The sequence below is a fragment of the Pseudomonas sp. PB105 genome (assembly GCF_009764655.1).
GTDB lineage: Bacteria > Pseudomonadota > Gammaproteobacteria > Pseudomonadales > Pseudomonadaceae > Aquipseudomonas > Aquipseudomonas cyclaminis.
This window is the reverse complement of the sequence record NZ_RWIO01000092.1, coordinates 252,328-277,404: the sequence shown is the minus strand read 5'-3', so window position 1 is coordinate 277,404 and position 25,077 is coordinate 252,328. Positions and strand designations below refer to the sequence as shown.

Annotated in this window: 22 protein-coding genes; 6 read left to right on the top strand and 16 right to left on the bottom strand. The window is 61.1% G+C overall.

What is annotated here, in order from left to right; genetic code table 11:
• The first annotated feature begins 98 nt into the window (after nt 1-98).
• Nucleotides 99-1,124 (top strand): iron ABC transporter substrate-binding protein, encoded by a 1,026-nt coding sequence (locus tag EJD88_RS22980; protein WP_158879116.1) that lies wholly within the window; start codon nt 99-101, stop codon nt 1,122-1,124.
• Complete coding sequence (locus EJD88_RS22975) at nt 1,124-2,677, top strand: iron ABC transporter permease (RefSeq protein WP_158879115.1); 1,554 nt, start codon at nt 1,124-1,126, stop codon at nt 2,675-2,677. Before EJD88_RS22980 ends, EJD88_RS22975 begins: the two co-directional genes overlap by 1 nt.
• Nucleotides 2,678-2,762: 85 nt before the next feature.
• Here EJD88_RS22975 and EJD88_RS22970 read toward each other — a convergent pair whose 3' ends face one another.
• From EJD88_RS22970 to EJD88_RS22915, 12 genes are all read right to left on the bottom strand, one after another.
• A complete protein-coding gene (locus tag EJD88_RS22970; RefSeq protein ID WP_112193125.1) occupies nt 2,763-4,697 on the bottom strand; it encodes a methyl-accepting chemotaxis protein in 1,935 nt (644 codons plus the stop codon).
• A 139-nt stretch (nt 4,698-4,836) separates the two neighbouring features.
• Nucleotides 4,837-6,126 carry an adenylosuccinate synthase gene (locus EJD88_RS22965; RefSeq protein WP_032890489.1) on the bottom strand — a complete coding sequence of 430 codons (1,290 nt, stop codon included), beginning with the start codon at nt 6,124-6,126 and terminating at the stop codon, nt 4,837-4,839.
• Nucleotides 6,127-6,180: 54 nt separating this feature from the next.
• A complete protein-coding gene (locus EJD88_RS22960; protein WP_158879114.1) occupies nt 6,181-7,368 on the bottom strand; it encodes an ATP phosphoribosyltransferase regulatory subunit in 1,188 nt (395 codons plus the stop codon).
• 293 nt (nt 7,369-7,661) lie between these two features.
• Nucleotides 7,662-8,528, bottom strand: coding sequence for a protease modulator HflC (gene hflC, locus EJD88_RS22955; protein WP_010213607.1), 867 nt, complete (start codon nt 8,526-8,528; stop codon nt 7,662-7,664).
• Nucleotides 8,528-9,703, bottom strand: coding sequence for an FtsH protease activity modulator HflK (hflK, locus tag EJD88_RS22950; RefSeq protein ID WP_099583674.1), 1,176 nt, complete (start codon nt 9,701-9,703; stop codon nt 8,528-8,530). The genes hflC and hflK overlap by 1 nt, the downstream gene beginning before the upstream one ends.
• A 96-nt stretch (nt 9,704-9,799) precedes the next feature.
• Nucleotides 9,800-11,101: a ribosome rescue GTPase HflX gene (gene hflX / locus EJD88_RS22945; protein ID WP_099583675.1), complete on the bottom strand. Its 1,302-nt coding sequence runs from the start codon at nt 11,099-11,101 to the stop codon at nt 9,800-9,802.
• Nucleotides 11,102-11,113: 12 nt separating this feature from the next.
• Nucleotides 11,114-11,374 carry an RNA chaperone Hfq gene (gene hfq, locus EJD88_RS22940; protein WP_071482778.1) on the bottom strand — a complete coding sequence of 87 codons (261 nt, stop codon included), beginning with the start codon at nt 11,372-11,374 and terminating at the stop codon, nt 11,114-11,116.
• Nucleotides 11,375-11,468: 94 nt separating this feature from the next.
• A complete protein-coding gene (gene miaA, locus EJD88_RS22935; RefSeq protein ID WP_099583676.1) occupies nt 11,469-12,440 on the bottom strand; it encodes a tRNA (adenosine(37)-N6)-dimethylallyltransferase MiaA in 972 nt (323 codons plus the stop codon).
• Entirely contained in the window at nt 12,440-14,353 is a 1,914-nt protein-coding gene (gene mutL, locus EJD88_RS22930) for a DNA mismatch repair endonuclease MutL (RefSeq protein ID WP_112193121.1), read from the bottom strand. The genes miaA and mutL overlap by 1 nt, the downstream gene beginning before the upstream one ends.
• The gene (locus EJD88_RS22925; RefSeq protein WP_099583678.1) at nt 14,353-15,774 is read right to left on the bottom strand and encodes an N-acetylmuramoyl-L-alanine amidase; all 1,422 of its coding nucleotides are present in this window, start codon (nt 15,772-15,774) and stop codon (nt 14,353-14,355) included. Before EJD88_RS22925 ends, mutL begins: the two co-directional genes overlap by 1 nt.
• 15 nt (nt 15,775-15,789) lie before the next feature.
• Nucleotides 15,790-16,260: a tRNA (adenosine(37)-N6)-threonylcarbamoyltransferase complex ATPase subunit type 1 TsaE gene (tsaE, locus tag EJD88_RS22920; RefSeq protein ID WP_158879113.1), complete on the bottom strand. Its 471-nt coding sequence runs from the start codon at nt 16,258-16,260 to the stop codon at nt 15,790-15,792.
• On the bottom strand, nt 16,248-17,108 hold the full coding sequence (locus tag EJD88_RS22915; RefSeq protein ID WP_158879112.1) for an NAD(P)H-hydrate dehydratase: 861 nt from the start codon (nt 17,106-17,108) through the stop codon (nt 16,248-16,250). The genes tsaE and EJD88_RS22915 overlap by 13 nt, the downstream gene beginning before the upstream one ends.
• A gap of 63 nt (nt 17,109-17,171) precedes the next feature.
• Here EJD88_RS22915 and queG point away from each other — a divergent pair, with 63 nt between their 5' ends.
• Nucleotides 17,172-18,236, top strand: coding sequence for a tRNA epoxyqueuosine(34) reductase QueG (queG, locus tag EJD88_RS22910; protein ID WP_112193117.1), 1,065 nt, complete (start codon nt 17,172-17,174; stop codon nt 18,234-18,236).
• On the opposite strand, the gene EJD88_RS22905 is transcribed toward queG, so the two are convergent.
• Together EJD88_RS22905 and orn are read right to left on the bottom strand one after the other, a co-directional pair.
• A complete protein-coding gene (locus tag EJD88_RS22905; RefSeq protein WP_170827587.1) occupies nt 18,233-18,850 on the bottom strand; it encodes a trimeric intracellular cation channel family protein in 618 nt (205 codons plus the stop codon). The two genes, queG and EJD88_RS22905, sit on opposite strands and share 4 nt — an antisense overlap.
• 180 nt (nt 18,851-19,030) lie before the next feature.
• Complete coding sequence (orn, locus tag EJD88_RS22900) at nt 19,031-19,573, bottom strand: oligoribonuclease (RefSeq protein WP_158879111.1); 543 nt, start codon at nt 19,571-19,573, stop codon at nt 19,031-19,033.
• 108 nt (nt 19,574-19,681) lie between these two features.
• Between orn and rsgA the strand changes: the two genes are divergently transcribed.
• Together rsgA and EJD88_RS22890 are read left to right on the top strand one after the other, a co-directional pair.
• Nucleotides 19,682-20,713: a small ribosomal subunit biogenesis GTPase RsgA gene (rsgA, locus tag EJD88_RS22895; RefSeq protein WP_003171340.1), complete on the top strand. Its 1,032-nt coding sequence runs from the start codon at nt 19,682-19,684 to the stop codon at nt 20,711-20,713.
• A 284-nt stretch (nt 20,714-20,997) separates the two neighbouring features.
• Nucleotides 20,998-21,393 carry a type II toxin-antitoxin system PemK/MazF family toxin gene (locus tag EJD88_RS22890; RefSeq protein WP_099583683.1) on the top strand — a complete coding sequence of 132 codons (396 nt, stop codon included), beginning with the start codon at nt 20,998-21,000 and terminating at the stop codon, nt 21,391-21,393.
• Between the two features lie 62 nt (nt 21,394-21,455).
• Here the strand turns inward: EJD88_RS22890 and motB are convergent, their stop codons facing one another.
• Together motB and motA are read right to left on the bottom strand one after the other, a co-directional pair.
• A complete protein-coding gene (gene motB, locus EJD88_RS22885) occupies nt 21,456-22,472 on the bottom strand; it encodes a flagellar motor protein MotB (protein ID WP_099583684.1) in 1,017 nt (338 codons plus the stop codon).
• 3 nt (nt 22,473-22,475) lie between these two features.
• Nucleotides 22,476-23,327 carry a flagellar motor stator protein MotA gene (motA, locus tag EJD88_RS22880; RefSeq protein ID WP_099583685.1) on the bottom strand — a complete coding sequence of 284 codons (852 nt, stop codon included), beginning with the start codon at nt 23,325-23,327 and terminating at the stop codon, nt 22,476-22,478.
• Between the two features lie 167 nt (nt 23,328-23,494).
• Between motA and EJD88_RS22875 the strand changes: the two genes are divergently transcribed.
• Nucleotides 23,495-25,030, top strand: a complete 1,536-nt coding sequence (locus EJD88_RS22875; RefSeq protein ID WP_099583888.1) for an HDOD domain-containing protein — start codon at nt 23,495-23,497, stop codon at nt 25,028-25,030.
• Nucleotides 25,031-25,077: the final 47 nt, after the last annotated feature.

Here is a 25,077-nt window from a genome sequence, read left to right as displayed (position 1 = left end):
TAAAAACTCTGCCAGCGTTTGCTGCTACGCCGCACCTGAGAAACTTTATCGTTTATCCTTGCAATGATTTGTTGCATCTCAAGTGAGGAAAACCCCGGATGATGATCCGCGATACCCGTCCCAAGACATCCCTTCTGCGTGGCCTGACCATCACTCTGCTCGGCCTGGCCCTGCTCTCGCCCGTCGCCTACTCTGCCGACAAAGTTTCCCTGACCTTGTACAACGGCCAGCACAAAGAAGTTGGCGATGAGCTCGCCAAGGCCTTCGAAGCCAAGACCGGCATCCACGTCAATGTGCGCAAAGGCAGCAGCAACCAGCTGGCCAGCCAGGTGGTGGAAGAAGGCGACCGCTCCCCCGCCGATGTGATCTATACCGAAGAATCTCCGCCACTGAACAAACTCGGCGAGCAAGGCCTGCTGACCAAGATCGATGCCAGCACCCTCGACGTACTGCCCAAGGATTACGTCGGCAGCAATGGCGACTGGATGGGCGTGACTGCGCGCACTCGTGTCGTAGCCTTCAACCCCAAATTGATTGCCGAGAAAGACCTGCCCAAATCCGTACTGGATTTCGCCGGCCCCGAGTGGCAAGGCAAAGTCGGTTTCGTGCCGACCAGCGGCGCGTTCCAGGAACAGGCCGTGGCAATCATCAAGCTGCACGGCCGTGAAGCGGCTGAAGAATGGCTCACCGGCCTGCGCGCGTTCGGCAAGGTGTACAGCAATAACATGGTCGCCCTGAAGGCCGTGGAAAACGGCGAAGTCGCCACCGTCCTGGTGAACAACTACTACTGGTTCGCCCTGAAGAAAGAAAAAACCAACCTGGACTCCCAACTGCACTATTTCACCGACGGCGACGCTGGCGGCCTGATTACCGTGTCGTCCGCTGCCGCGCTGAAATCCAGCAAGCACCCCAAGGAAGCCCAGCAACTGCTGGCGTTCATGGCCAGTGAAGAAGGCCAGCGAGTCATCACCAATACGTCGGCGGAATATCCGTTGCGCAAAGGCATGGAATCCAATCGCGGCCTAAAGCCTTTCAGCGAGCTGCAACCGCCGAAAGTCACCCCTGCGGACCTGGGCAACGCCGAAGAAGCCCTGGAGCTGGAACGTGACGTTGGCTTGAACTGATGACCCCATCGCTCTCCGCTGCGGGGTTCAGCCCCCGCCGCAAACGCCCGTCGATCTGGCTGCTGCTGCCGGTACTGTTGCTGGTTGGCCTGAGCCTGTTGCCGCTGGCCTATGTCGGCCTGAAAGCCTGGCAGGCCGGGTGGGCGGAGGCTGTGCATCTGCTGTGGCGGCCTTATGTGTTCGGGCTGCTGCGCAACACCCTGGCGCTGATGGTTGGGGTGACGGTGACCTGCGGCGTGATCGGCCTGTCCCTGGCCTGGCTGCTGGAACGCAGCAACCTGCCTGGGCGACGCATCTGGGGCGTGATCCTGTGCCTGCCGTTTGCGGTGCCTGCATTTGTCAGCAGCTTTACCTGGGTGTCGCTGAGCGCCAACTTCGAAGGGCTGGGCGGAGCGATCCTGGTGATGAGCCTGTCCAAATACCCGCTGGTGTTTCTGCCTGTGGCGGCGACATTGCGCAACCTTGACCCTTCCCTGGAAGAGTCCGCTCGCACGCTGGGACTCAATCGCTGGGGTGTGTTTTTGCGCGTCACGCTGCCGCTGCTGTGGCCATCGCTGCTGGCGGGGGCATTGCTGATTGCGCTGCATATGCTGGTGGAATTCGGCGCCTTGTCGATCATCGGCCTGCAAACCTTCACCACCGCGATTTACCAGCAGTTCGAGCTGGAATTCAGTAACGCCAACGCCGCGATGCTTTCAGCAGTGCTGCTGGTGATGTGCCTGACCCTGCTGTGGCTGGAGCTGCGCGTGCGCGGCAAGGGCCGACACGTACGTATCGGCCAGGGCGCGGCGCGGCATGCCGAGCAGGTCAAACTGGGTAAATGGGCACCGCTGGGCCAGGTGTATTGCCTGGCGCTGGCAATCATTGGCAGCGGCATCCCCCTGGGAATGCTCGCTTATTGGTTGGCCGTCGGTTCGTCAGCAGCGTTTCCGGTGGCCGAGATCACTGAGGCGCTACTGTCCTCCCTGGCCCTGTCGCTCGGCGGCGCAGCATTGTGTCTGGTACTGGCCGTACCGGTCGGGTTGCTGGTGGTGCGCTACAAAGGTCAATTGGCGATCTGGGCTGAGCGCCTGCCGTATCTGCTGCACGCCCTGCCCGGCCTGGTAATTGCGCTGACGCTGGTGTATTTCGCCCTGCATTACGTGCCTGCGCTGTACCAGACGTCGGCCCTGCTGCTGATCGCCTATGCGTTGCTGTTTTTGCCGCTGGCCCAGGCGCCGATCCGCACCGCATTGAACAAGGCCGCGCCGCAATTGGAAGAGGCTGCGCGCACGCTGGGGGCTTCGTCGTTCAGCGCGTTTTGCCGGGTGACCTTGCCGATTATCTTCCCGGCACTGGGGGCCGCGTTTGCGCTGGTGTTCCTGGATGCGATGAAGGAATTGACGGCGACCCTGCTACTCAGTCCGACGGGACTGAACACACTGGCCACGGCAGTGTGGTCGCATACGTCGAATGTGGAATTCGCGGCCGCGGCGCCTTATGCGGCGTTGTTGATTCTGGTGTCGGGGCTGCCGGTCTATCTGTTAACCACTCGGATGTACTTGAGCCGCTGAGATCGCTATCGCCCCCCCCCACAGGTTGAAATACAGTCAACAGGTGGGAGGGGGCTTGCCCCCGATGAGGCCCGAACAGTCGACACTAGGCCCGAAACTGCCCCAAACTCGCCTTCAACTGCGCCGCCAACCCATCCAGCACCTTGCCACTGGCGGTCGTTTCAACCACCGCCTGCGCGGCACGCTCCGCCTGGGCATGAATCACCTCCACCCGCCCGCGCACTGCATGGGCGCCCTGGGCCTGATGCTCAGCGGCACGGGTGGCCAGGCCAATCGCTGCGTGCACTTGCTCAACCGAAGCCTGGACCGTCTGCTGCAAGCGCACGCTGTCACGCAGCACCAGCAACCCTTCATTCGCCTGGCGCCCGGCCTTGCCGATGGTTTCCACCGCCTCACGCGCGCCCTGCTGCAACGCCACGATGTGCGCCTGGATGTCCCCGGTGGAGCTTTGAGTTTTACTGGCCAGCGCACGTACTTCGTCCGCCACCACGGCAAAGCCGCGCCCGGTCTCGCCGGCACGCGCCGCCTCGATGGCCGCGTTGAGGGCCAACAGGTTGGTTTGCTCGGCGATACCATGAATCACCGTCAACACCACCTCGATCTGCTCGCTTTGCTGAGCCAGCCGCTCGATCACCTGGGAGCCGGCCTGGACTTGCCCCGCCAGCGCCTCAATCAAACTGCCGACTTCGGCCGACGTTCGCGAGTTTTCATCGGTGGCCTGGCGAATATCAACGACCTGTTGCAATGCCGCTTGCATGGCATGGCTTTCGGCCTGGGCCTCGTCGGCCATTTGCGACAGCGCACGCAAGCTCTCGGCCACTTCATCGCGCTGCAAGCCAGCGGCCGCATCGGCACCGGCATTGCGCAAGGTCATGGCGCCGATTTCCACGCCGGTACGCTGGGCCACGTCCCCGGCCTCGCGCACGATGGGCTGCAACTTATCCACAAAGCGATTGACCGCCGAGGCCATGTCGCCAATCTCGTCCTTGCTACTGATCTGCACACGCTTGGTGAGGTCGCCCTCCCCCGCAGCCAGGTCGTCCATGGCCGCAATCAGCAGCTTCAGGCGATTGACCACACGGCGACCGAGCACGACCGCGATCAATGCCAATACGCCGAAACCAACCAGCGCCAGTCCCATGCCGATACGCCAGCGCAGCGTGCCCGCAGCCTCCTGCACGGCGCCAGTGGTGTTGGCGGTCATTTCGGTTGCGGTGGCTTGCGCCGACTGCAGGCGCGCGCCCATTGCCGCAGCGCTGTCCGCAGCTGCGCCTTTGAGACTGTCGCCGACCAACTGATCACCGCTGGCAATCAGCGCGGCAAAACGCTTGTCCAGTGCTTGCAGGTCAGCTTCGACCGACGCAGTCGATACGCCCATGAGCACCTTGCCGATTTCTACGCCATTGGGGCTGATGGAGGCCTCAACGTAGAACACCGAAGGATCGTTCTTCGCGGCATTCAGGACTTTGTCCAAGGCGCGGTCGCCCTGGCCTTTTTCCAGCAGCGCCTTGTTGATCGGATTTTCGCGGTTCAGGTAACGGGTCAGATGCTCACCCGCCGCATCGTCGTAGACCACAAACAGCACGTTGGGATTGCGCTGGGCGCGCCGAGCAAATTCGGACAATGTGGGCACATCGCTGTCCCACATGGCGCGGGGCGCCACCGAGGCCAGCAGTTGCGCCATGTCATTGGCGGAGTCCTTCAGGTCTTTTTCCAGGGTCGCACGCAGCTGCTTCTGTTCTTCCTGCAGGCGTGTGGAAAGGCCTGCCGTCAGGCGCTGGCGGGTGCTGGCAGACAAACTGTCGAGGCTTGAAGTGACTTCCTTGCCTGCCTGGGCCAACTCACCAGACAGCTTCTGGCTATCGATCCCCAGGCGACTGCCCAAATCAGCCTCCAGCGCAGTGACAGTGCTCCGGGTTAGAGCGACGGCCACCAGCACTTGCACCAAAAGGGCGATACCCAAGGTAACGAACACCGGTCGCAACAGACGACTTTGTAACAACGAAAGAACGGCAGACATCAAGAATCCCTCCACCACGGGTGCCATTAATTTGATAGCACCGCGAAAGAAAGAAACACAGCAAGGGTCGTGCCGCTTGGCGAACAGAAACGAAAAAGGGCTCCCGAAGGAGCCCTTTTCTTTTTACATCAACAGCTTATTAAGCGAACGGATGACGCAGAACGATGGTTTCGTTGCGGTCAGGACCCGTCGAAATAATGTCAATCGGCGCACCGATCAGTGCTTCGACACGCTTGATGTAGGCACGGGCGTTGGCCGGCAGTTCTTCCAGGGTCTTGGCGCCCACGGTCGATTCGGTCCAGCCCGGTACTTCTTCGTACACAGGCTGCAGGCCTACGTAGCTGTCAGCGTCAGTCGGAGCAACATCGTTGCCTTCTGCATCTTTGTAGCCGACGCAGATGTTGATGGTTTCCAGACCGTCGAGCACATCCAGCTTGGTGAAGCAGATGCCCGAGATGCTGTTCACATCGATAGCGCGACGCAGGATAACGGCGTCGAACCAGCCGCAACGACGGGCACGGCCGGTGGTAGCACCGAACTCGTGACCTTGCTTGGCCAGGTGCGCACCGACTTCGTCGAACAGTTCAGTCGGGAAGGGACCCGAACCTACGCGGGTGGTGTAAGCCTTGGTGATGCCCAGGATGTAGTCCAGGAACATCGGGCCAACGCCCGAACCGGTCGCAACGCCGCCAGCGGTGGTATTGGAGCTGGTCACGTACGGGTAGGTGCCGTGGTCGATGTCCAGCAACGAACCTTGGGCGCCTTCGAACATGATGTCTTTGCCAGCGCGACGCAGGTCGTGCAGCTCGGCCGTCACGTCCAGCATCAGCGGCTTGAGCAGCTCGGCGTATTCCTTGCACTCGGCCAGGGTCTTGTCGAACTCGATGGCTGGCTCTTTGTAATAACCGACCAGCATGAAGTTGTGGTAATCCACCAACTCACGCAGTTTGTCTTCAAAGCGCGGCATGTTGAGCAGGTCGCCCACACGCAGGCCACGACGCGCAACCTTGTCTTCGTAGGCTGGGCCGATGCCGCGACCGGTCGTACCGATCTTCAGCTCGCCACGGGCCTTTTCACGGGCCTGGTCCAGCGCAACGTGGAAGGACAGGATCAGCGGGCAGGACGGGCTGATACGCAGGCGCTCGCGCACCGGTACGCCTTTCTCTTCCAGCTTGATGATCTCGCGCAGCAGGGCATCCGGTGCAACCACCACGCCGTTGCCGATCAGGCACTGCACGCCTTCGCGCAGGACGCCCGACGGGATCAGGTGCAAGACGGTTTTTTCGCCATCGATGACCAGGGTATGGCCAGCGTTGTGGCCACCTTGGTAGCGCACTACGGCGGCAGCATGTTCGGTCAGCAGATCAACGATCTTGCCTTTGCCCTCATCACCCCATTGGGTGCCCAGGACTACGACATTCTTACCCATAACACTTGTCCTCATTCGCGCAAACTTGGTGCCGGCGATGGCCGGCAGGAAAACTCAAGAAGCCAGTGGCGATACTTGCCAAAGCCCGTTCTGCAGAATCAATTGCCGGTCGCAGTCCGCATCACGGGCGGCGGCCAATGGCTGGCCAGGCAAAGCCTGGACAACACGCTGACCCTCACTGCGCAACTGGCATACCTGCTGCCAGAGTGCTGCGTCCGTACTGTCGGGCATCCAGATGCCACCAGACGGCAGCTCGACCTCAGCACGCCCCAGGGTCACCAGGGTTTTCAAATCGGTGGAGAAGCCAGTCGCCGGACGGGCGCGACCGAAGTCGGCGCCGATATCGTCGTAACGACCGCCTTGGGCGATGGCCTGTCCAACACCCGGGACAAACACCGCGAACACCACACCGGTGTGATAGTGGTAACCGCGCAGCTCACCCAGATCAAAGTACAGCGGCAAATCGGGGAAGCGCGCCGACAACTGCTCGGCAATCGCCAGCACGTCACCCAGCGCAGCCAATACCGGCGCTGGCGCATTGGCCAGGCGCTCACGCGCAGCCGTCAGCACTTCACGACCGCCGCACAGGTTCACCAGCGCGCGCAGCATGCCGGCGAGATCCGCAGGCACGCCGTCGGTCAACGCGATGACTTCATCGATAGCCTTGCGCTGCAGGGCATCGAACAACTGCTGCTCTACTTCACCGGACAAACCGGCCGCACGGGCCAGGCCACGGTAGATACCAACGTGGCCCAGGTCCATGTGGACATCGGGCACGTCAGCCAGTTGCAGCATGGCCAGCATCAAGCTGATCACTTCAACGTCACTGCTCGGACTGGCATCACCGTACAACTCGGCGCCCAACTGGATCGGGCTACGAGAGGACGACAAGGCCCGCGGCTGAGCGTGCAGCACGCTGCCGGCGTAGCACAGGCGGCTCGGACCTTCGCGGCGCAGGGTGTGCGCATCGATGCGTGCCACTTGTGGCGTGATGTCTGCCCTGAAGCCCATTTGCCGACCCGATTGCGGGTCGATGACCTTGAAGGTGCGCAGATCCAGGTCCTGGCCCGCGCCGGTCAGCAGGGATTCCAGGTACTCGATATGAGGCGTTACGACAAACTCGTAACCCCAGCTCTGGAACAGATCCAACACCTGGCGACGCGCTACTTCAATGCGCGCAGCTTCTGGTGGCAGTACTTCTTCGATGCCATCTGGCAGCAGCCAGCGGTCTACCGTTGCCATTACGCCATTCCCCTTTGATCCGGGCGGCCAGCCCTCGGCCGAGCCTTGAGTGAAGCAGAAAACACCCGCCCTCTGCATAAACCACGCGCAAGAGCGACGTGACGAACGGCCTGCAAACGGCCTCGTCGGGCACTTTCCTCGAAAAACCTGTCACGCCTGCCGAATCAAACATGCAGACGCAAAAAAGCCGGGAATTTCCCGGCTGCCGCATCATACACCCGTTTTCTGAAAGGATCACCCCGCCAGGCATTTTAGCCGCCCGACGGAGTGCGCCCTACAGATTCACAGGCTGGCTACTTGGACTTTTCCAGGTAGCGGAAGAAGTCGCTGCTTGGGTCCAGCACCATGACGTCGGTTTTGTTCGCGAAGCTCTCACGGTAGGCACGCAGGCTGCGGTAAAACGCATAGAACTCCTGGTCCTGGCCGTAAGCCTTGGCGTAGATCGCCGCAGCCTGGGCATCACCATCACCACGCGCCTCTTCAGACTCGCGATAGGCTTCAGCCAGCAGTACGCGACGCTGACGGTCTGCATCCGCACGGATACCTTCAGCCAGCTCGTTACCCTTGGCGCGGTGCTCACGGGCTTCACGCTCACGCTCGGTGCTCATGCGCTCGAACACGCTGCGGTTCACTTCCTTCGGCAGGTCGATGGCCTTGACCCGCACATCGACAACTTCGATGCCCAGCTCTTTTTCCGCCATCGTGTTCAGCGAACGCGTGATGTCAGCCATCAGTGCGTCACGCTCACCGGATACCACCTCGTGCAGGGTGCGCTTACCAAACTGGTCACGCAGGCCCGATTCCAGACGGCGCGACAAACGCTCGTCGGCAATCTGCTTGAGGCCGGAGGTCGCGGTGTAGAAGCGCTCGGCATCCTTGACGCGCCACTTGGCGTAGGCGTCAACCATCACGGCTTTCTTTTCCAGGGTCAGGAAGCGTTGTGTCGGTGCATCCAGGGTCATCAGGCGGGCGTCGAACTTGCGCACCTGGTTGACGTAGGGGACTTTCACATGCAGGCCCGGCTGGACATCTGCCTGGACCACGCGACCGAATTGCAGCAGCACCGCACGCTCGGTCTGAGCCACGATGTAGAAGCAGTTCCAGGCAGCGATGACCACGACGACGCCCACAATCAGGGCGGTCAGCGATTTATTGCTCATCAACGACTCTCCCTGGTACGTGATTGCTGTTGCAGCAAGTCAGCGGCTGCACGAGCGCTCGCTTCGTTGGCAGCGGCATTGGAGCCGGAGGCCGGGGCGCTGGTGCTGCTACGACCACCTTCGATCATCTTGTCCAGCGGCAGGTACAGCAGGTTGTTCTGCCCACCCTTGCTGCCGGTCACGAGGACCTTGCTGGTGTTGCTGAAGACTTCCTGCATGGTGTCCAGGTACAGACGCTCGCGGGTGACTTCAGGGGCCTTGCGGTACTCGGCGACCAGCTTGGTAAAGCGATCTGCCTCACCCTTGGCGCGGGAGACCACTTCATCGCGGTAACCGTTGGCATCTTCGATGATGCGCTGGGCCTGACCACGGGCTTCCGGCACGACGCCGTTAGCATAGGTTTCAGCCTGGTTGCGCGAACGCTGCTCGTCTTCACGGGCGCGGATCACGTCATCGAAGGCTTCCTGCACTTCACGCGGTGCCGCTGCGCTTTGTACGTTCACCTGGGTAACGGTGATACCGGTGCGATAGGTATCGAGGAACCGTTGCAGGCGCTCCTTGATTTCGCTGGCCATCAATTCACGACCTTCGGTCAGCACCTGGTCCATCGCAGTGGAACCCACCACATGGCGCAGGGCGCTTTCGGTCGCGTGCTGCAGGCTGATTTCCGGCTGATCAACGTTCAGCACGAAGTCCTGCAGGTTGCTGATCTTGTACTGCACGGTCAGCGGCACTTCGACGATGTTCTCGTCTTCGGTCAGCATCTGGCCCTGCTTGGTGTAGGCACGCTCACGCGTGACGTTCTCCATGTACTTCTTGTCGATCGGCGGGAAGTAGATATTCAGGCCCGGGCCGACAGTCTCGTAGTACTTGCCGAAGCGCAGCACCACGGCCTGCTCCTGCTCATCCACGACGTAGACGGCGCTGTACAGCCATACCGACGCCAGCACGACAAGACCCAAGCCCAGCAGGCCATAGCCACCGCCCTTGCTGGTACGACCACCGTCGTCACCACCACGTTTTTTTCCACCACCGAACAACCCATTCAGGCTTTCCTGCAGCTTTCGGAAGGCCTCGTCGAGATCTGGTGGCCCCTTGCGGTCGCCATTATTGCGGCGCTTACCACCCCAAGGATCCTGATTATTCGAGTTGCCACCCGGCTCATTCCAAGCCATAGCGCTCTCCATCTGATAAAGCAAAGACGCACCCACGGCGCGCCGACCAATGCTACAGAATGCCTGCTACTGCGGCACAACCGCTTTCGGAGGCTTTTATTGCAAAGTGTGTTGTTCGATGAACTCTGTCGGGACTACACCCTCACGGCTGACCAGCCGATTGAGCTCCGAGCGCGGCAACCGAACGGCCAGCAAGCTGACACCTTCTTCGTCGTGTTCTTCTTTCTGTACCGCGCCCAGCTCGAAAAACTGTGCACGCAGTCGAGCAAAACGCTGAGGCAAGCGCAAGGTGCCGACAAACAAATCGCTGCCGAGCAACTCGGCGATGGCTTGTTCAAGCAGCTCCAAGCCACTGCCATCTCGCGCCGACAGCCATACCCGCTGGGGTTTGCCGTTCTCGTCGCGCTGGATTTGTGGCTCAACGCCTTCAAGCAAATCGAGTTTGTTATAGACCTCAAGGATCGGCAAGTCCTGGGCGCCAATCTCGCCCAGCACCACCATCACCTGTTCAATCTGCAACATGCGATCCGGTTCAGCCGCATCGATCACGTGCAACAGCAGGTCGGAATTGCTCGACTCTTCGAGCGTAGACCGAAATGCCTCGACCAGCTTGTGGGGCAAGTGACGAATGAAACCCACGGTGTCGGCCAGGACGATCGGCCCGAGGTCGCCAATGTCCAGGCGGCGCAGGGTCGGGTCGAGCGTGGCGAAGAGTTGATCGGCGGCGTACACGTCGGATTGGGTCACGTTGTTGAACAGCGTTGACTTGCCGGCGTTGGTATAGCCCACCAGGGACACGGTAGGGATATCCGCGCGAGAACGCCCACGTCGCGATTGCTCGCGCTGGCTGCGTACTTTTTCGAGGCGGCCCTTGATCTGGCGCAGGCGAACCCGCAGCAGGCGCCGGTCGGTTTCGAGCTGGGTTTCACCCGGGCCACGCATGCCGATGCCACCACCCTGACGCTCAAGGTGAGTCCAGCCGCGAACCAGCCGGGTGCTCATGTGGTCAAGCTGGGCCAGTTCTACCTGGAGCTTGCCCTCATGGGTACGGGCGCGTTGGGCGAAAATATCGAGGATCAGGCCGGTACGGTCGATCACGCGACACTCGAAAACACGTTCGAGGTTACGTTCCTGACTGGGCGTGAGGGTGTGATTGAAGATCACCAGATCGGCTTCTTCGGCGTGGACCAGGTCGCGCAGTTCCTCGACCTTGCCGCTGCCAATCAGAAATTTGGCGGTTGGCCGATGACGCGGCACGTTAAAAAACGCAACGGTCTCGGCGCCGGCCGAATTTGCCAACTCCTGAAACTCCTGCGGATCTTCGCGCGCCTCAGGGTCCTGTCCATCCAAGTGAACGAGGATTACCCGCTCACCACCACCGTGGCGCTCAAAGAACAAAGGAGACTCCTATCAGGCGTTACCTGGCTCAGCGTCACCGACTTCGTCACCTGCTGCGCTAGGCAGACGGATTGGACGAACTGGAACGACTGTCGAGATAGCGTGCTTGTAAACCATCTGGCTGACGGTGTTTTTCAGCAGGATCACGAACTGGTCGAACGACTCGATCGTGCCTTGCAGCTTGATACCGTTGACCAGATAGATGGAAACCCCCACTTTCTCTTTACGTAAAGTATTCAAGTAAGGGTCTTGTAGCGAATGCCCTTTTGACATGTGCCGCACTCCTTTAAGGATCAATAATAAAAAATCGGAAAATAGATAGCTCATGGCCGTCACACCCCCAAGGATAGACGGCAATTGCAAGGACTCAGCTCAATATGGAGACCGTTCCCAAGTATTTCAAGGCGCGTGACAGATTGTCGCTGTCCAGGCTGTCCAACCAGTGCAAATCGCTCCAGCTGCGCAGCCAGGTGAACTGGCGTTTCGCCAATTGGCGCGTGGCAATGATGCCGCGCTCCTGCATTTCGGCTGACGTCAGCTTGCCATCCAGATGATCCCAGACTTGGCGATAGCCTACAGCGCGTATCGAAGGTAACCCTGGATGCAGGTCACCTCTGGAACGCAGTGCTACGACCTCGTCGATAAACCCCTGTTCCAACATAATTGTGAATCTTTGTGCAATTCGTTCATGCAGCACCTGACGATTTGCCGGAGCGATGGCCAGATTCGCCACAGTATAGGGCAATTGTGACTGTCCAGAAGCGCCTGCGTCAGCACTTTGCGCACTTTGTTTCAGGCGTAGTTCAGTCATGGTCTGGCCGCTGACACGCCAGACTTCCAGAGCACGACTGAGACGCTGGGGGTCGTTGGGGTGAATGCGCGCGGCCGAGACCGGATCCACCGCCGCCAACTGGTCGTGCAAGGCTTGCCAACCAAGGCGTGCAGCCTCTTCTTCGAGTTCGGCACGCACCTGGGCATCAGCCGGCGGCATATCCGCCAGACCTTCCTGCAAAGCCTTGTAGTAGAGCATCGTGCCGCCCACCAGCAGCGGAATGTTGCCCCGTGCGGTGATCTCGGCCATGGCGGCCAGGGCGTCGGTGCGAAAATCCGCGGCCGAATAGCTCTCGGCCGGGTCGATGATGTCGATCAAACGGTGCGGATGCTCAGCCAATAGCGCTTTAGACGGCTTGGCCGTACCGATGTCCATGTCCCGGTAAACCAGGGCAGAGTCGACACTGATCAGCTCGCATGGCAACACCTTGGTCAGCTCGATGGCCAGGTCGGTCTTGCCGGCGGCCGTTGGGCCCATCAGAAAAATCGCGGGGGGCAAGATACTCATCAACGGCCGCGCAAGAACAGTTTGTCCAGATCGTCCAGGCCCATTTGGGTCCAGGTCGGTCGGCCATGGTTGCATTGGCCGCTGCGCTCGGTGTTTTCCATGTCACGCAGCAGGCCATTCATTTCCGGCAGGGCCAGACGGCGGTTGGCGCGGATGGCGCCGTGGCAGGCCATGGTGCCGAGCAGCTCGTTGATGTGCGCCTGGATACGGTCACTGGTGCCGTACTCCATCAGGTCTGCCAGCACGTCGGCCACCAGCCGGTTGGCTTCGGCTTGCTTGAGCAGCGCCGGAATCTGGCGGATTGCCAGGGTTTCCGGCCCCAGGCGTTGCAGCTCGAAGCCCAGTTTCTGGAACACGCTGTGGTGCTCTTCGGCGCAATCGGCTTCACGCTGACTGACGGCCAGGGACTCCGGCACCAGCAGCGGCTGGCCGCTGAGGCCTTCGCTGGCCATGGCGATCTTCAGGCGCTCGTACATGATCCGCTCGTGTGCGGCGTGCATATCCACCAGCACCAGGCCGTGGGCGTTTTCCGCGAGGATATAGATACCTTTGAGCTGCGCCAGTGCATAACCCAGCGGCGGAATATCACCGCCACCTTCCGGCAAGGCCACTGCGCCCGGCTCGGCACCCGGCAGCGGCGCGAAAAATTCGCGGTAGGCCGCCTGGGCCTCGGCCACAGGCACAGTCGACTGCGGTCGCGGTGTGTATTGGTATTGATAGCCCGCGCCCGCACCGGAGCCCGGCGCGGTATACGCCGGTTGCGACTGCGGCGATTGCAGCAGGTTGGCCGCCAGGCTCATTTCGCCCTGAGGCCCAAACTCGCCAGCTTCGGGACCGCTCGGACGCACCACCGCCGTCACTATCGGCGCCGACAATTGATCATCCGGGCGCACGTCGCCCAGCGCGCGGTGCAGGGTGCCATAGAGGAAGTCATGCACCATGCGCCCGTCACGGAAGCGTACTTCGTGCTTGGTCGGGTGCACGTTGACGTCGACCACCGAAGGGTCAACCTCAAAGAACAAGACAAATGTCGGATGCCGCCCGTTGAACAGCACATCGCGATACGCCTGGCGCACCGCGTGGGCCACCAGCTTGTCGCGCACCGCACGGCCATTCACAAAGAAGTACTGCAAGTCCGCCTGGCTACGAGAGAAAGTCGGCAAGCCAACCCAGCCCCAGAGCCGCAAGCCATTGCGCTCGATCTCGATCGGCAGCGCCTGCTCCAGGAACCCACCGCCGCAAATCGCCGACACTCGCCGAGCGCGCGCGGCGTCGTCATGGGCTTCGTGCAGGCTGAGGATGGTCTTGCCGTTGTGCCGCAGGTGGAATGCCACGTCGAAGCGGGCCAAGGCCAGGCGCTTGATGACTTCTTGCAGGTGATCGAATTCGGTTTTCTCGGCCTTGAGGAATTTGCGCCGCGCCGGGGTGTTGAAAAACAGGTCGCGCACTTCCACCGAGGTACCCACCGGGTGTGCCGCCGGCTGGACCCGCGGCGCCATGTCACGGCCTTCGGTTTCCACTTGCCAGGCCTGCTCGGCATTACGGGTGCGGGAAGTCAGGGTCAGGCGGGCCACTGAACTGATCGAAGCCAAGGCCTCACCGCGAAAGCCCAGGCTCATGACCCGTTCGAGGTCTTCCAGGTCGCGGATTTTGCTGGTGGCGTGACGAGCCAGGGCCAGCGGCAGGTCATCGGAAGAAATGCCGCTGCCGTCGTCACGTACCCGCAGTAACTTGACGCCACCCTGCTCCACGTCGACATCAATGCGCTTGGCACCGGAGTCGATGCTGTTTTCCAGCAGTTCCTTGATCACCGATGCAGGGCGCTCAACAACCTCGCCCGCTGCAATCTGGTTAGCCAGGCGCGGGCTGAGCAACTCAATGCGCGACCCGCTGTTCAAGGTAGATTCGCTCATTACTGCGCCGCCAATTCAGTGCCTGGGATGGTCAACACCTGGCCAACTTTCAACTCATCGGTCTTCAGGTTGTTGGCACTGCGCAACGTGGCGGCCGAGACCTGGAAGCGCACTGCCAGCATCGCCAGGGTATCGCCGGGCTGCACACGATGGTCACGCGGGCCTTGGGCGATCTTGCCGGAGTCCCGCAGCCAGGCGATGTAGGTGCCAGGCGGCGGGTTTTGCTGGAAGAACTGACGCACACCGGCGCTGATGGAGCGCGCCAAGGCCTGTTGGTGGCTGGCACTGGCGAGCTTGGACGCTTCGTTGGCGTTGGAGATAAACCCGGTTTCCACGAGGATCGACGGGATGTCCGGTGACTTCAGCACCATGAACCCGGCCTGTTCAACACGCTGTTTGTGCAGCGAAGTCACGCGACCGATGTTGCTCAGGACCTTCTGGCCGACGTTCAGGCTGGAGGTCAGCGAGGCCGTCATCGACAGATCGAGCAATACACCCGCGAGCATCTTGTCCTTGTCATCCAGGGATACGTTGCCGGCACCGCCGATCAAGTCGGAACGGTTTTCGCTGTCGGCCAGCCAACGAGCGGTCTCGGACGTAGCGCCGCGATCCGACAACGCAAACACCGAGGCACCGAACGCAGCGGTCGAGGGCGCCGCATCAGCGTGGATCGACACGAACAGGTCAGCCCCCTTCTTGCGGGCGATTTCGGTACGGCCGCGCAGCGGAATGAAGTAGTCGCCAGTACGGGTCAGCTCGGCGCGATAGCCTTTCATGCCGTTGACCTGGCGTTGCAGTTCACGGGCGATGGCCAGCACCACGTCTTTTTCATGCTGGCCCCGCGAGCCGGATGCACCGGGGTCTTCACCGCCGTGGCCGGCGTCGATCACTACGATAATGTCGCGTTTGCCCGCCGGGGCAGGCGGCGGTGGCGGCAACTTGACTTGGGGCTGCGACGGGTTGACCGGCACGGCAGGCACAGTCGCCACGGCCGGTGTCGGCGCAGGCGGCGGTGCGGCATCGGCGGCGTTGTCGAACAGGTCGACCACCAGGCGGTTGCCATACTGGGCATTCGGCGCCAGGGAGAAGCTTTTCGGGGTCACGACTTTTTTCAGGTCGATGACCACACGCAAGTCGGTCGGCGTGCGCTGGGCCGAGCGCATGGCGGTAATCGGGGTGTTGGCGGTGGACACCTTCAGCGGCGCGGCCAGGGTCGCGCCGTTGATGTCGATCACCAGGCGATCAGGCGCCGTGAGGGTAAAGACGCTGTGCTGGACCGGGCCAGACAGGTCGAACACCAGTCGCGTGTTATCCGGCGCTCGCCACAGGCGAACACTCTTCACCTGTGAAGCAGCCAGAGCATTGACAGTCATTGCCGCAAGCAACACCCCTACGACAGCAACCAACGCGCGAAAGCGCATACCTAACCCCACCAATTATTTGAATTCCAATACCAGAGCAGCACACCACGATTCACCGCGTGGGCTCTGGGGCAACAACTTCAGCTGACGTCCTGATTCATGCGGCGTAATGGTAATGGTCAGGTCCGGCTTTGGCAAAAAGCCTGTGCCTTTATCTGGCCACTCGATCAGGCACAGTGCGTCTTCATCGAAGTAATCACGGATGCCCATGTACTCCAGCTCTTCAGGATCGACCAGGCGATAGAGGTCGAAGTGGAAAGCACGCGCCGCATCGATCTCATAGGGCTCGACCAAGGTAAACGTAGGACTTTTTACCGCCCCCACGTGGCCCAACCCACGAATGATGCCCCGTGACAGCGTGGTCTTGCCCGCCCCCAGATCGCCTTCGAGAAAGATCAATCCCGCGCCGCCCGTGACCTGCGCAATGCGATAACCGAACGCGACCATGGCGTCTTCATCGGCCAGGAAAAGGATTACTTCAGGCACGGCGACTGCTCCTCCAACAATTGACGAATGGCCGGTATCAGGTCGCTGGCCGCCAGGCCACGCCCCAGGCTGCCCTGGCGATCCCCCGCCGTGGCGTGCAACCACACGGCCAGGCAGCTTGCTTCATAAGCCGGCATGCCTTGGGCCATCAGCGCACCCACCAGGCCGGCCAATACATCGCCCAAACCTGCCGTCGCCATTGCCGGATGGCCCTGATCACAACGGGAAACACGGCCATCGGGGCTGGCAATCAAACTGCCAGCACCCTTGAGGATAGCCACTGCCTTGAATTTCTGGCTCAACGCGCGCGCTACCTTAAGACGGTCGGCCTGTACCTCGGCTGTCGAAATACCCAACAAGCGCGCAGCCTCGCCCGGATGCGGCGTAATCACACTGCCGCTCGGAAGACTCACAGTACCAGCAGCCAACTGATTCAATGCGTCTGCGTCCCACACCTGAGGCAGCTGTGCGTTGGCGGCAACCGATATCAGGCTTTTACCCCAGGACGCCTCACCCAGGCCCGGACCAATGACGATGACCGAGATTTTTTCCAGCAGGCTCATAAGCTGGTTGGCTGAGCTCACGCCTACGGTCATGACTTCCGGCATGCGAGCCAACGCGGCAGGCACGTGCTCAAGGCGAGTCGCCAGTGACACCATGCCTGCCCCGCTGCGCAAGGCACTTTGCGCACTCAACAGCGCTGCGCCGCCAAAGCCGCGATCGCCACCAATGACCAGCAAGTGGCCGAACTGGCCTTTATGGGCGTCCGGGGAACGCGCAGCCAGTTGCGACAAATGGCCGTGCAACAAGGACTGAACGTCGGTTATTTCGTGTTTTGTCTGCGGCATGCGTCTTCAAGCTCCGATGTCTGGCAGAATTATACGCATCTAACCTGTGGTTTCCCGTGTCTCATGCCCGCTATTACCTCCGATCTGCCCGCCCTCGCCCAATCGATCAAAGACTGGGGCCGCGAGCTGGGCTTTCAACAAGTCGGCATCAGCGGCCTGGACCTGGCTGAGCATGAACAGCACCTGCAACGCTGGCTCGACGCGGGCTACCACGGCGAAATGGACTACATGGGCGCCCATGGCAGCAAACGCTCGCACCCTGACGAGCTGGTTCCCGGCACCTTGCGCGTGGTCTCGCTGCGCATGGACTATCTACCCGGCGACACTCAAATGGCGCAACTACTGGCCCAGCCGGAAAAAGCCTACATCTCGCGCTACGCCCTGGGCCGTGACTACCACAAGCTGATCCGCAAGCGCGTACAGCAACTGGCCGACCGGATTCAGGCGCAGATCGGCCCGTTTGGCTTCCGCGCCTTTGTCGACAGCGCGCCCGTACTTGAAAAAGCCATCGCCGAAAAGGCCGGCCTGGGCTGGATCGGTAAAAACACCTTGGTACTCAACCGCAAGGCTGGCAGTTATTTCTTCCTCAGCGAGCTGTTTGTCGATTTACCGCTGCCGGTGGATGAGCCCCATAGCACCGAACACTGCGGCCGTTGCACGGCGTGCCTGGATATTTGCCCGACCAACGCCTTTGTCGGCCCCTACGTGCTGGACGCCCGGCGCTGTATTTCCTATCTGACCATCGAACTCAAGAGCGCCATTCCTGAAGACCTGCGCCCGCTGATTGGCAACCGCGTGTTCGGCTGCGATGACTGTCAGATCGTTTGCCCGTGGAATCGTTTCGCCCGCGCCACCACCGAGGGCGATTTCAAGCCTCGGCATAACTTGGATAACGCAGAACTGGCCGAACTGTTTATGTGGGACGAGGATAAATTCCTCAGCAGCACCGAGGGCTCGCCCCTGCGCCGCGCCGGCTACGAGCGCTGGCTGCGCAACCTGGCGGTGGGCCTGGGCAATGCGCCGTCGAGCATCCCGGTGCTGGAAGCCTTGAAGGCGCGCCGGGATTACCCCTCGGAGCTGGTGCGCGAACATGTGGAATGGGCGCTGAACCAGCACGCTACGCGCTAGTGCACGTCGTCGTTGTAGACGAACTTGGGCATTTCCCAGTGAAAACGGATCGCCAACAGGCGCAATAGAAAGCCGCTGAACAGGGTCAGCAGGATCGCTTGCTCGCTGGGCAATTGCAGATACAAACAGAGCAAATAGAACCACGCGGCTAGGAACGACACGCTGGCGTAGAGCTCGCGGCGGAAGATCAGCGGAATGTCGTTGCAGAAAATATCCCGCAGGATGCCGCCAAAAACCCCGGTGATCACGCCGCTCACTGACGCCACCAACATACCGTGCCCCATTTCCAGGGCAGTCATGCAACCGATCAGCGTGAAGGCCACCAGGCCCAAGGCGTCCAACGCCAGGAACAACGAGCGCAGGCGGCGCATCAGGGGCGCGATAAAGATTGTCACCAGCGCCGCCACCGAGGTCAGCACCAGGTACTCCGGGTGTTTGACCCATGTCAGCGGGTAATGCCCCAGCAACACATCCCGCACCGAACCGCCACCCAGCGCCGTTACACAGGCAATCAGCACCACGCCGAACCAATCCATGCCGCGACGCCCCGCAGAGAGGGCACCGGTCATGGCTTCGGCGGTGATGGCGATCAGGTAAAGCATCAGCAGCATGATGGCGATCCTTGTAAAATTGTAGTGAGCGGGCTTGCCCCGCGCTGGGCTGCGCAGCAGCCCCAAATAGTTGGCGATGATATTTATCGGGAGGAATGCGGCGACGGTAGTGGGGCCGCTACGCAGCCCAACGCGGGACAAGCCCGCTCACCACAGGAAGCCCGGACACGGTAAGAAACCGTTTCAAGCCTTGATGAAGTGCTTGCGGTAATGCTGCAACTCGGCGATCGACTCGCGAATATCGTCCAGCGCCAAATGGGTGCTGCCTTTGTGGAAGCCGTCTTTGACTTCCGGCGCCCAACGCGCGGCCAGTTCCTTCAAGGTCGACACATCCAGGTTGCGGTAGTGGAAGTAGCTTTCCAGCTCCTTCATGTGGGTATAAAGAAAGCGGCGGTCCTGGCAGATGCTGTTGCCGCAGATCGGCGATTTGCCCTTGGGCACCCACTTTTCCAGGAAGGCGATGGTTTCGGCTTCGGCCTCGGCCATGCTGATGCGGCTGTCGCGCACACGCTGGGTCAGGCCGGAGTTGCCGTGGGTGCGGGTGTTCCACTCGTCCATGGTGGCGAGAACGGCGTCGCTGTGGTGGATGGCGATCACCGGACCTTCGGCCAAGGTGTTGAGGTTACTGTCGGTGACAATGGTCGCCATCTCGATGATGACGTCGGTGTCGGGGTTCAGACCGGTCATTTCCAGATCGATCCAAATCAGGTTCTGTGGGTTTTGCATGGCTTGATTCTCTTGGCACCTTGGCGTAGCTGCGCAGTTTAGCAGGCGGGGCCGTGCTAGACTCGCGACCGTTTTACCCAACCTTTGCATTATCAACACGGAACACCAATGGCCAAACGCCAGCTCAACCGTCGCCAAAACTGGCGCATCGAAAAGATTCAAGGCGAACGCGCCGCTCGCGCCGCCAAACGTGAATCCTCCGCCGTGGAAGCGCTTGAGGGCGGCGACCTGGGCCCCGAGCAAACGGGCCTGGTGATCGCGCACTTTGGTGTGCAGGTCGAAGTCGAGGCGCTGGAAGGCGAACTGGCAGGCTCTGTGTCCCGCTGCCATTTGCGCGCAAACCTGCCGGCGCTGGTCACCGGCGACAAGGTCGTGTGGCGTGCAGGCAACCAGGGCATCGGCGTGATCGTCGCCCAGCTGCCGCGCACCACCGAACTGCGCCGGCCCGACAGCCGCGGCCAGCTCAAGCCGGTAGCGGCCAACGTCGACATGATCGTGATCGTGTTCGCGCCGCTGCCCGAGCCCCATGCCAACCTGATCGATCGCTACCTTGTAGCCGCCGAGCACGCCGGCATTCGCCCGCTGTTGCTGCTGAACAAATTCGACCTGATCGACGAGCAGAACGCTCCGGCGCTCAATGCCTTGCTGGCGGTCTACCGAACCCTGGGTTACCCGGTGCTGGAAGTCTCGGCTCACCACGGTAACGGCATGGAACAGCTGCAACAGCAGTTGGACGGGCGCATCAGTGTGTTTGTCGGCCAGTCCGGCGTGGGCAAGTCATCGCTGGTCAACAGCTTGCTGCCGGAAGTCGACACCCGTGTCGGCCCGCTGTCGGAACTGTCCGGCCAGGGCACCCACACCACCACCACCGCGCGACTGTTTCACTTCCCCGGCGGCGGTGAGCTGATCGACTCCCCTGGCATCCGTGAATTCGGCTTGGGCCACGTCAGCCGCAGCGATGTGGAAGCGGGCTTCATCGAGTTCAACGACCTGATCGGTACCTGCCGTTTTCGCGATTGCAAGCACGATCGCGAGCCGGGCTGTGCGTTGCTCAAGGCCTTGGAAGATGGGCGCGTGCAGCAGCAGCGGATGAACAGCTATCGGTCGATTATTGCGAGCCTCCCGGAGAGCAGTTACTGAGCAGGCATGCCTTGATACATATAAATGCCAATGCAGAGCGCCCTATTCCATTGATTTAATGGGAGTTGGCATCAAGAATTCAACATAACTGGGTGGCTCGTCGACACAAGCCAGCTTGAATTCGGAATTTCTGATGCCCATAATCGCTCCGTCACCAGCGAAAGCTGGCAGGAGTCTGGATCCTTTCGGGTTGATCCAGCGGCGCAGAAGGGGCGAAGCAAGCTCCACTGCGTGTCGAATGAAGCCGCCTTCGGGCGGCTTTGCTTTTTGTGGGACATTCACGAGTGGCTCTCTACTATCACCCGAAACAAGGCGATGTTCTTCTGTGCGATTTCACCCGAGGCTTCGTGGCACCGGAAATGCTGAAAATCCGTAAAGTCGTCGTGATATCTCCTACCGCCACTCACAATCGAAAACTGTGCACCGTCGTGCCGATCTCATCTACCGCACCAGAAATTCAACACGACTGGCATCATTTGCTACGCAGCAATCCGCTTCAATCCGACGGCTACAAAGAGCTGTGGGTGAAGTGCGACATGATTTACACAGTCAGCTTCGAACGGCTCGACAAACTCCACAGAAAGACTCGGTCCAAAGGGCGAGAGTACTTCGTACCTCGATTGTGCTCCGACGATATGCGGGGTGTGATCAGCGGTGTTAAAGCGTACCTGCCACTCTGAGCACCAATGAAAACGCCCCGTTCATCGGGGCGTTTTCATTGGTGCGGCGCACGGCATGAACCTTAGGAGCCCGCCTTAGGCACCGTAGGATCCTTCATCCCACCATCATCAAACAGATTCAGCTTCTGCCGCAGTTCGTGGGCCGGCAACGGCTCCTGCCCCGGCGGGATGGCGTTCGGGTCAGTCGGCACTTCGCCGGGTGCGCCCGCGCCTGGGGTTGGCACAACGGGCGGCTGATCACCTTCAATCGCACGCTGGGCCTTTTTGGTCAGCACCACGATGTCGATACGCCGGTTGATCGGATTGAACGGATCCTTGGGCTCGAATAGCTGCGAGGAAGCAAAACCCACCACGCGCGCCACTTGCGGGTCGGGGTAGCTGCCTGCCACCAACGCACGGCGGGCGGCGTTGGCGCGGTTGGCCGAGAGTTCCCAGTTGCCGAAATCACCCTGGCCGGCATACGGCTTGGCGTCGGTGTGGCCGCTGATGCTGATCTTGTTCGGCACCGCCTTGATGGTGTCAGCCATGGCCAGCAGGATGTCTTCGAAGTAAGGCTTGAGCCGCGCGCTGCCGGAATCGAACATCGGCCGGTTGGCGGCATCGGTAATCTGGATGCGCAGGCCTTCGGGCGTGATCTCGAACGAGATCTGATCCTTGAATTTGAGCAGCTGCGGATTTTCATCCACCTTGGTCTGCAACTCTTGCAGCAACAACTCCAGGCGTTCCTGCTCGACCTGCTCGGCCATGCTCTCGACCGTGTCACGCTCGATCGGGATTTTTTCCTGCGGGGCCTCGGTCTTGACCTCTGGGTTGATGGTGCGCTCAGGCGCCAACTGCGGCGAGCCGCCCAGGTCGATCACAAACGGCGTACCACTTTCCGAGAAGCCAATCGGGTCTTTGAAGTAACCGGCGATGGCGATCTTCTGTTCGGGCGTGGCGGTAGACATCAGCCACAGCACCAGGAAGAACGCCATCATCGCCGTCGCAAAGTCGGCGAAGGCGATTTTCCAGGCGCCACCATGGTGCCCCGCAGCGAAGCGCTTGACGCGCTTGATGATTATCGGCTGGTTGTTTTCCATGGCTTAGCGACCGCGAACCGCTTGTTCCAGCTCGGCGAAGCTTGGGCGATGCTTCGGGTACAACACCTTGCGACCGAACTCGACCGCCAGCGATGGCGGCATGCCGGACGCGGACGCTACCAGGCTGGCCTTGATCGATTCGTACAGATTGATTTCTTCCTTGGCATCGTGAGCCAGGGAGGTGGCCAGCGGGCCGAAGAAACCATAAGCCGCGAGAATACCGAAGAACGTACCCACCAGCGCCGCACCTACGTGCATGCCGATGGCCGCTTGGTCACCTTCGCCCAGGGATGCCATGGTCACCACGATACCGAGCACCGCCGCAACAATACCGAAGCCAGGCATGCCGTCGGCGATGCCGGTCACCGCGTGGGAAGGGTGTTCCAGCTCTTCTTTAAGGCTGAACAATTCCATGTCGAACAGGCCTTCCAGCTCGTGGGGGGCCATGTTGCCGGAGGACATGATGCGCAGGTAGTCGCAGATATAGGCGGTCATGCGCTCATCTTTGAGCACGGCCGGGTATTTGGCGAAAATCGGGCTGGCGGCGGCGTCCTCGATGTCGGCCTCGATGGCCATCATGCCTTCGCGGCGACTCTTGTTGAGGATCTCGTACACCAGGCCCAGCACTTCCAGGTAGAAGGTGTGGGTAAAGCGCGAACCGAACATGGCCAGCGATTTCTTGACCACGTGCATGGTCATGTAGCCGGGGTTGGCCTGCAGGAAGGCGCCCAGTGCCGCACCACCAATGATCAGCACTTCGAAAGGCTGGATCAGTGCCGCAATTTTACCGTGGGACAGGACGTACCCGCCGAGCACGCTCGCGAAGACGACGATGATGCCGATAATTTTAGCCATAGGAGATGAGTACTTGCGCCGTCGGGTTCATGGACATATTTGGGGGAACTGGAAAACTCTTGTTCCTCTTATCGGCAAAACTGCGCCAGACTATAGCCCGTTAAGGCGAAAAGCCAGTTCGGCCCGCTCCGGGCGTGTTGACCGCAAGTGATGATCGCGCCCCAATCATGGCTAATGAAACGACAGTCCCATCTGTAAGACCTTCCTCTCTCGCCGCTTGGATCAAGCGTCTGGACGACGTACTGCTGCCCGTTCCTCAGGCCAGCCATGACCGAGTGTGCAAAGCCATCCGCGACAGCCGCAGTTCGTTGCGAGATATTGCCGAACTGATGCAGAACAGCCCCGCCCTGGTGCTCAGCGTGATGCGCGAGGCCAACAGCCACACCCATGGCAGCCTGGCGGAACCGGCGGAAAACCTTGAAGTGGCGCTTAACCGCCTGGGCCTCAAGCGCGCCGAAGAACTGCTCGCACGCCTGCCCTCGTTGCCCGCTCAAGAGATTCCCGTGGCATTGCGCCAGCTGCTGCTGGTGAGCCAGCACGCGTCGCAGCAGGCCAACGGCTTGTTCGGCAGCCGTCTGGCGCGGCTCTGGCAGGACATTCACTGGGGCAGCCTGCTGTTTCTGTCGCCGCTGTGGCCGATGGCCGTTGCCTACCCCAAGCTGCTTGAAGAGTGGGAACTGCGCGTCATCCACAAAGGCGAGCCTGCACGCAAGGTCGAGCAGGAACTGTTCGGCGTGCGCCTGCTGGACCTGTGCCTGGGCCTGACCGAAGCCTGGCACCTGCCGATCTGGGTATCCCAGGGCTATACCCTGTTGCTGCGCGAACAACGTTTGCTGGTCAAGGCGCTGCATATCGCCCGCGAAGACGACCCGTTGCGCCACCAGCAATTGCTCGACGCCGAACCCAATCTGCGCCGCTGGCTGAACCAGCCGGCCAATACCGTGCTGCTGGCCAATGGCCTGGCGATGTCGGCCCAGGAGTCCTGGACCTGCCCGCACACCCAACGCTGGCAATACCTCACCGCCCTGTACCTGCAACAGCCCTTGGCAGAGGTGCAGCAACACTCTCACCAACAAGCCGTGACCAGCGCCCGCACCGCCCTGATGCCCGACCTCTGGCACCCGGCGCTGTCGCTGATCTGGCCGTGGCACGTACAGAAGATCCATCGCGGCCTGCTGCCGGCGCCGCCACCGACTGCCGAGGCCCTGGCCGTTTGGCGCAACCGCTGCACCGAACTGCTCGTAGAGCCGAGCCGCTTTGCCAATGCCATGCATTTGACCACCTGCGCCAAGGAAGCCCTGGTGGCCAGTGGCATGCAGCGTGTCCTGTTGTTCATGGCCGATCGCGCCCTGAGCACCTTGCGTGTACACCAGGCCGACGGCCTGCCCAAAGACGCGGCCAACCTGAGCCTGGACGTGGTCAACAGCACGCTGCTGCAACGCCTGCTGGAAAAATCCGCCCAAGTGCGCCTGACGCCGGACAACCACGCGCAGTTCTCGGCCTTGCTGCCGCCGATCCTGCGCCGCCTGTTCACCGGTGAACACCTGCTGTTGCGCTCGATGAGCTGCAATGGCCGCGTGGTGATGGTGATGGTCGCCGACCAGGGCGGCGGGCCGTTCTCGGAAACCACCGTGCAGGCCTTCGGCAAAACCGCCCAATGCATTGAGAAAGCCCTGCACAGCTTTACCAACCGCAGCGCCTGATGCTTGCGCTACAATCGCCGTCCTTTATCGCCAACATTTGTGCCCAG

Excerpts from the sequence above, each read along its gene's own strand:
- EJD88_RS22980 (WP_158879116.1), top strand. The coding sequence starts at position 99 with ATGATGATCCGCGATACCCGTCCCAAGACATCCCTTCTGCGTGGCCTG.
- EJD88_RS22975 (WP_158879115.1), top strand. The coding sequence starts at position 1,124 with ATGACCCCATCGCTCTCCGCTGCGGGGTTCAGCCCCCGCCGCAAACGC.
- EJD88_RS22970 (WP_112193125.1), bottom strand. The coding sequence starts at position 4,697 with ATGTCTGCCGTTCTTTCGTTGTTACAAAGTCGTCTGTTGCGACCGGTG.
- EJD88_RS22965 (WP_032890489.1), bottom strand. The coding sequence starts at position 6,126 with ATGGGTAAGAATGTCGTAGTCCTGGGCACCCAATGGGGTGATGAGGGC.
- EJD88_RS22960 (WP_158879114.1), bottom strand. The coding sequence starts at position 7,368 with ATGGCAACGGTAGACCGCTGGCTGCTGCCAGATGGCATCGAAGAAGTA.
- hflC (WP_010213607.1), bottom strand. The coding sequence starts at position 8,528 with ATGAGCAATAAATCGCTGACCGCCCTGATTGTGGGCGTCGTCGTGGTC.
- hflK (WP_099583674.1), bottom strand. The coding sequence starts at position 9,703 with ATGGCTTGGAATGAGCCGGGTGGCAACTCGAATAATCAGGATCCTTGG.
- hfq (WP_071482778.1), bottom strand. The coding sequence starts at position 11,374 with ATGTCAAAAGGGCATTCGCTACAAGACCCTTACTTGAATACTTTACGT.
- miaA (WP_099583676.1), bottom strand. The coding sequence starts at position 12,440 with ATGAGTATCTTGCCCCCCGCGATTTTTCTGATGGGCCCAACGGCCGCC.
- mutL (WP_112193121.1), bottom strand. The coding sequence starts at position 14,353 with ATGAGCGAATCTACCTTGAACAGCGGGTCGCGCATTGAGTTGCTCAGC.
- EJD88_RS22925 (WP_099583678.1), bottom strand. The coding sequence starts at position 15,774 with ATGCGCTTTCGCGCGTTGGTTGCTGTCGTAGGGGTGTTGCTTGCGGCA.
- EJD88_RS22915 (WP_158879112.1), bottom strand. The coding sequence starts at position 17,108 with ATGCCGCAGACAAAACACGAAATAACCGACGTTCAGTCCTTGTTGCAC.
- queG (WP_112193117.1), top strand. The coding sequence starts at position 17,172 with ATGCCCGCTATTACCTCCGATCTGCCCGCCCTCGCCCAATCGATCAAA.
- orn (WP_158879111.1), bottom strand. The coding sequence starts at position 19,573 with ATGCAAAACCCACAGAACCTGATTTGGATCGATCTGGAAATGACCGGT.
- rsgA (WP_003171340.1), top strand. The coding sequence starts at position 19,682 with ATGGCCAAACGCCAGCTCAACCGTCGCCAAAACTGGCGCATCGAAAAG.
- motB (WP_099583684.1), bottom strand. The coding sequence starts at position 22,472 with ATGGAAAACAACCAGCCGATAATCATCAAGCGCGTCAAGCGCTTCGCT.
- motA (WP_099583685.1), bottom strand. The coding sequence starts at position 23,327 with ATGGCTAAAATTATCGGCATCATCGTCGTCTTCGCGAGCGTGCTCGGC.
- EJD88_RS22875 (WP_099583888.1), top strand. The coding sequence starts at position 23,495 with ATGGCTAATGAAACGACAGTCCCATCTGTAAGACCTTCCTCTCTCGCC.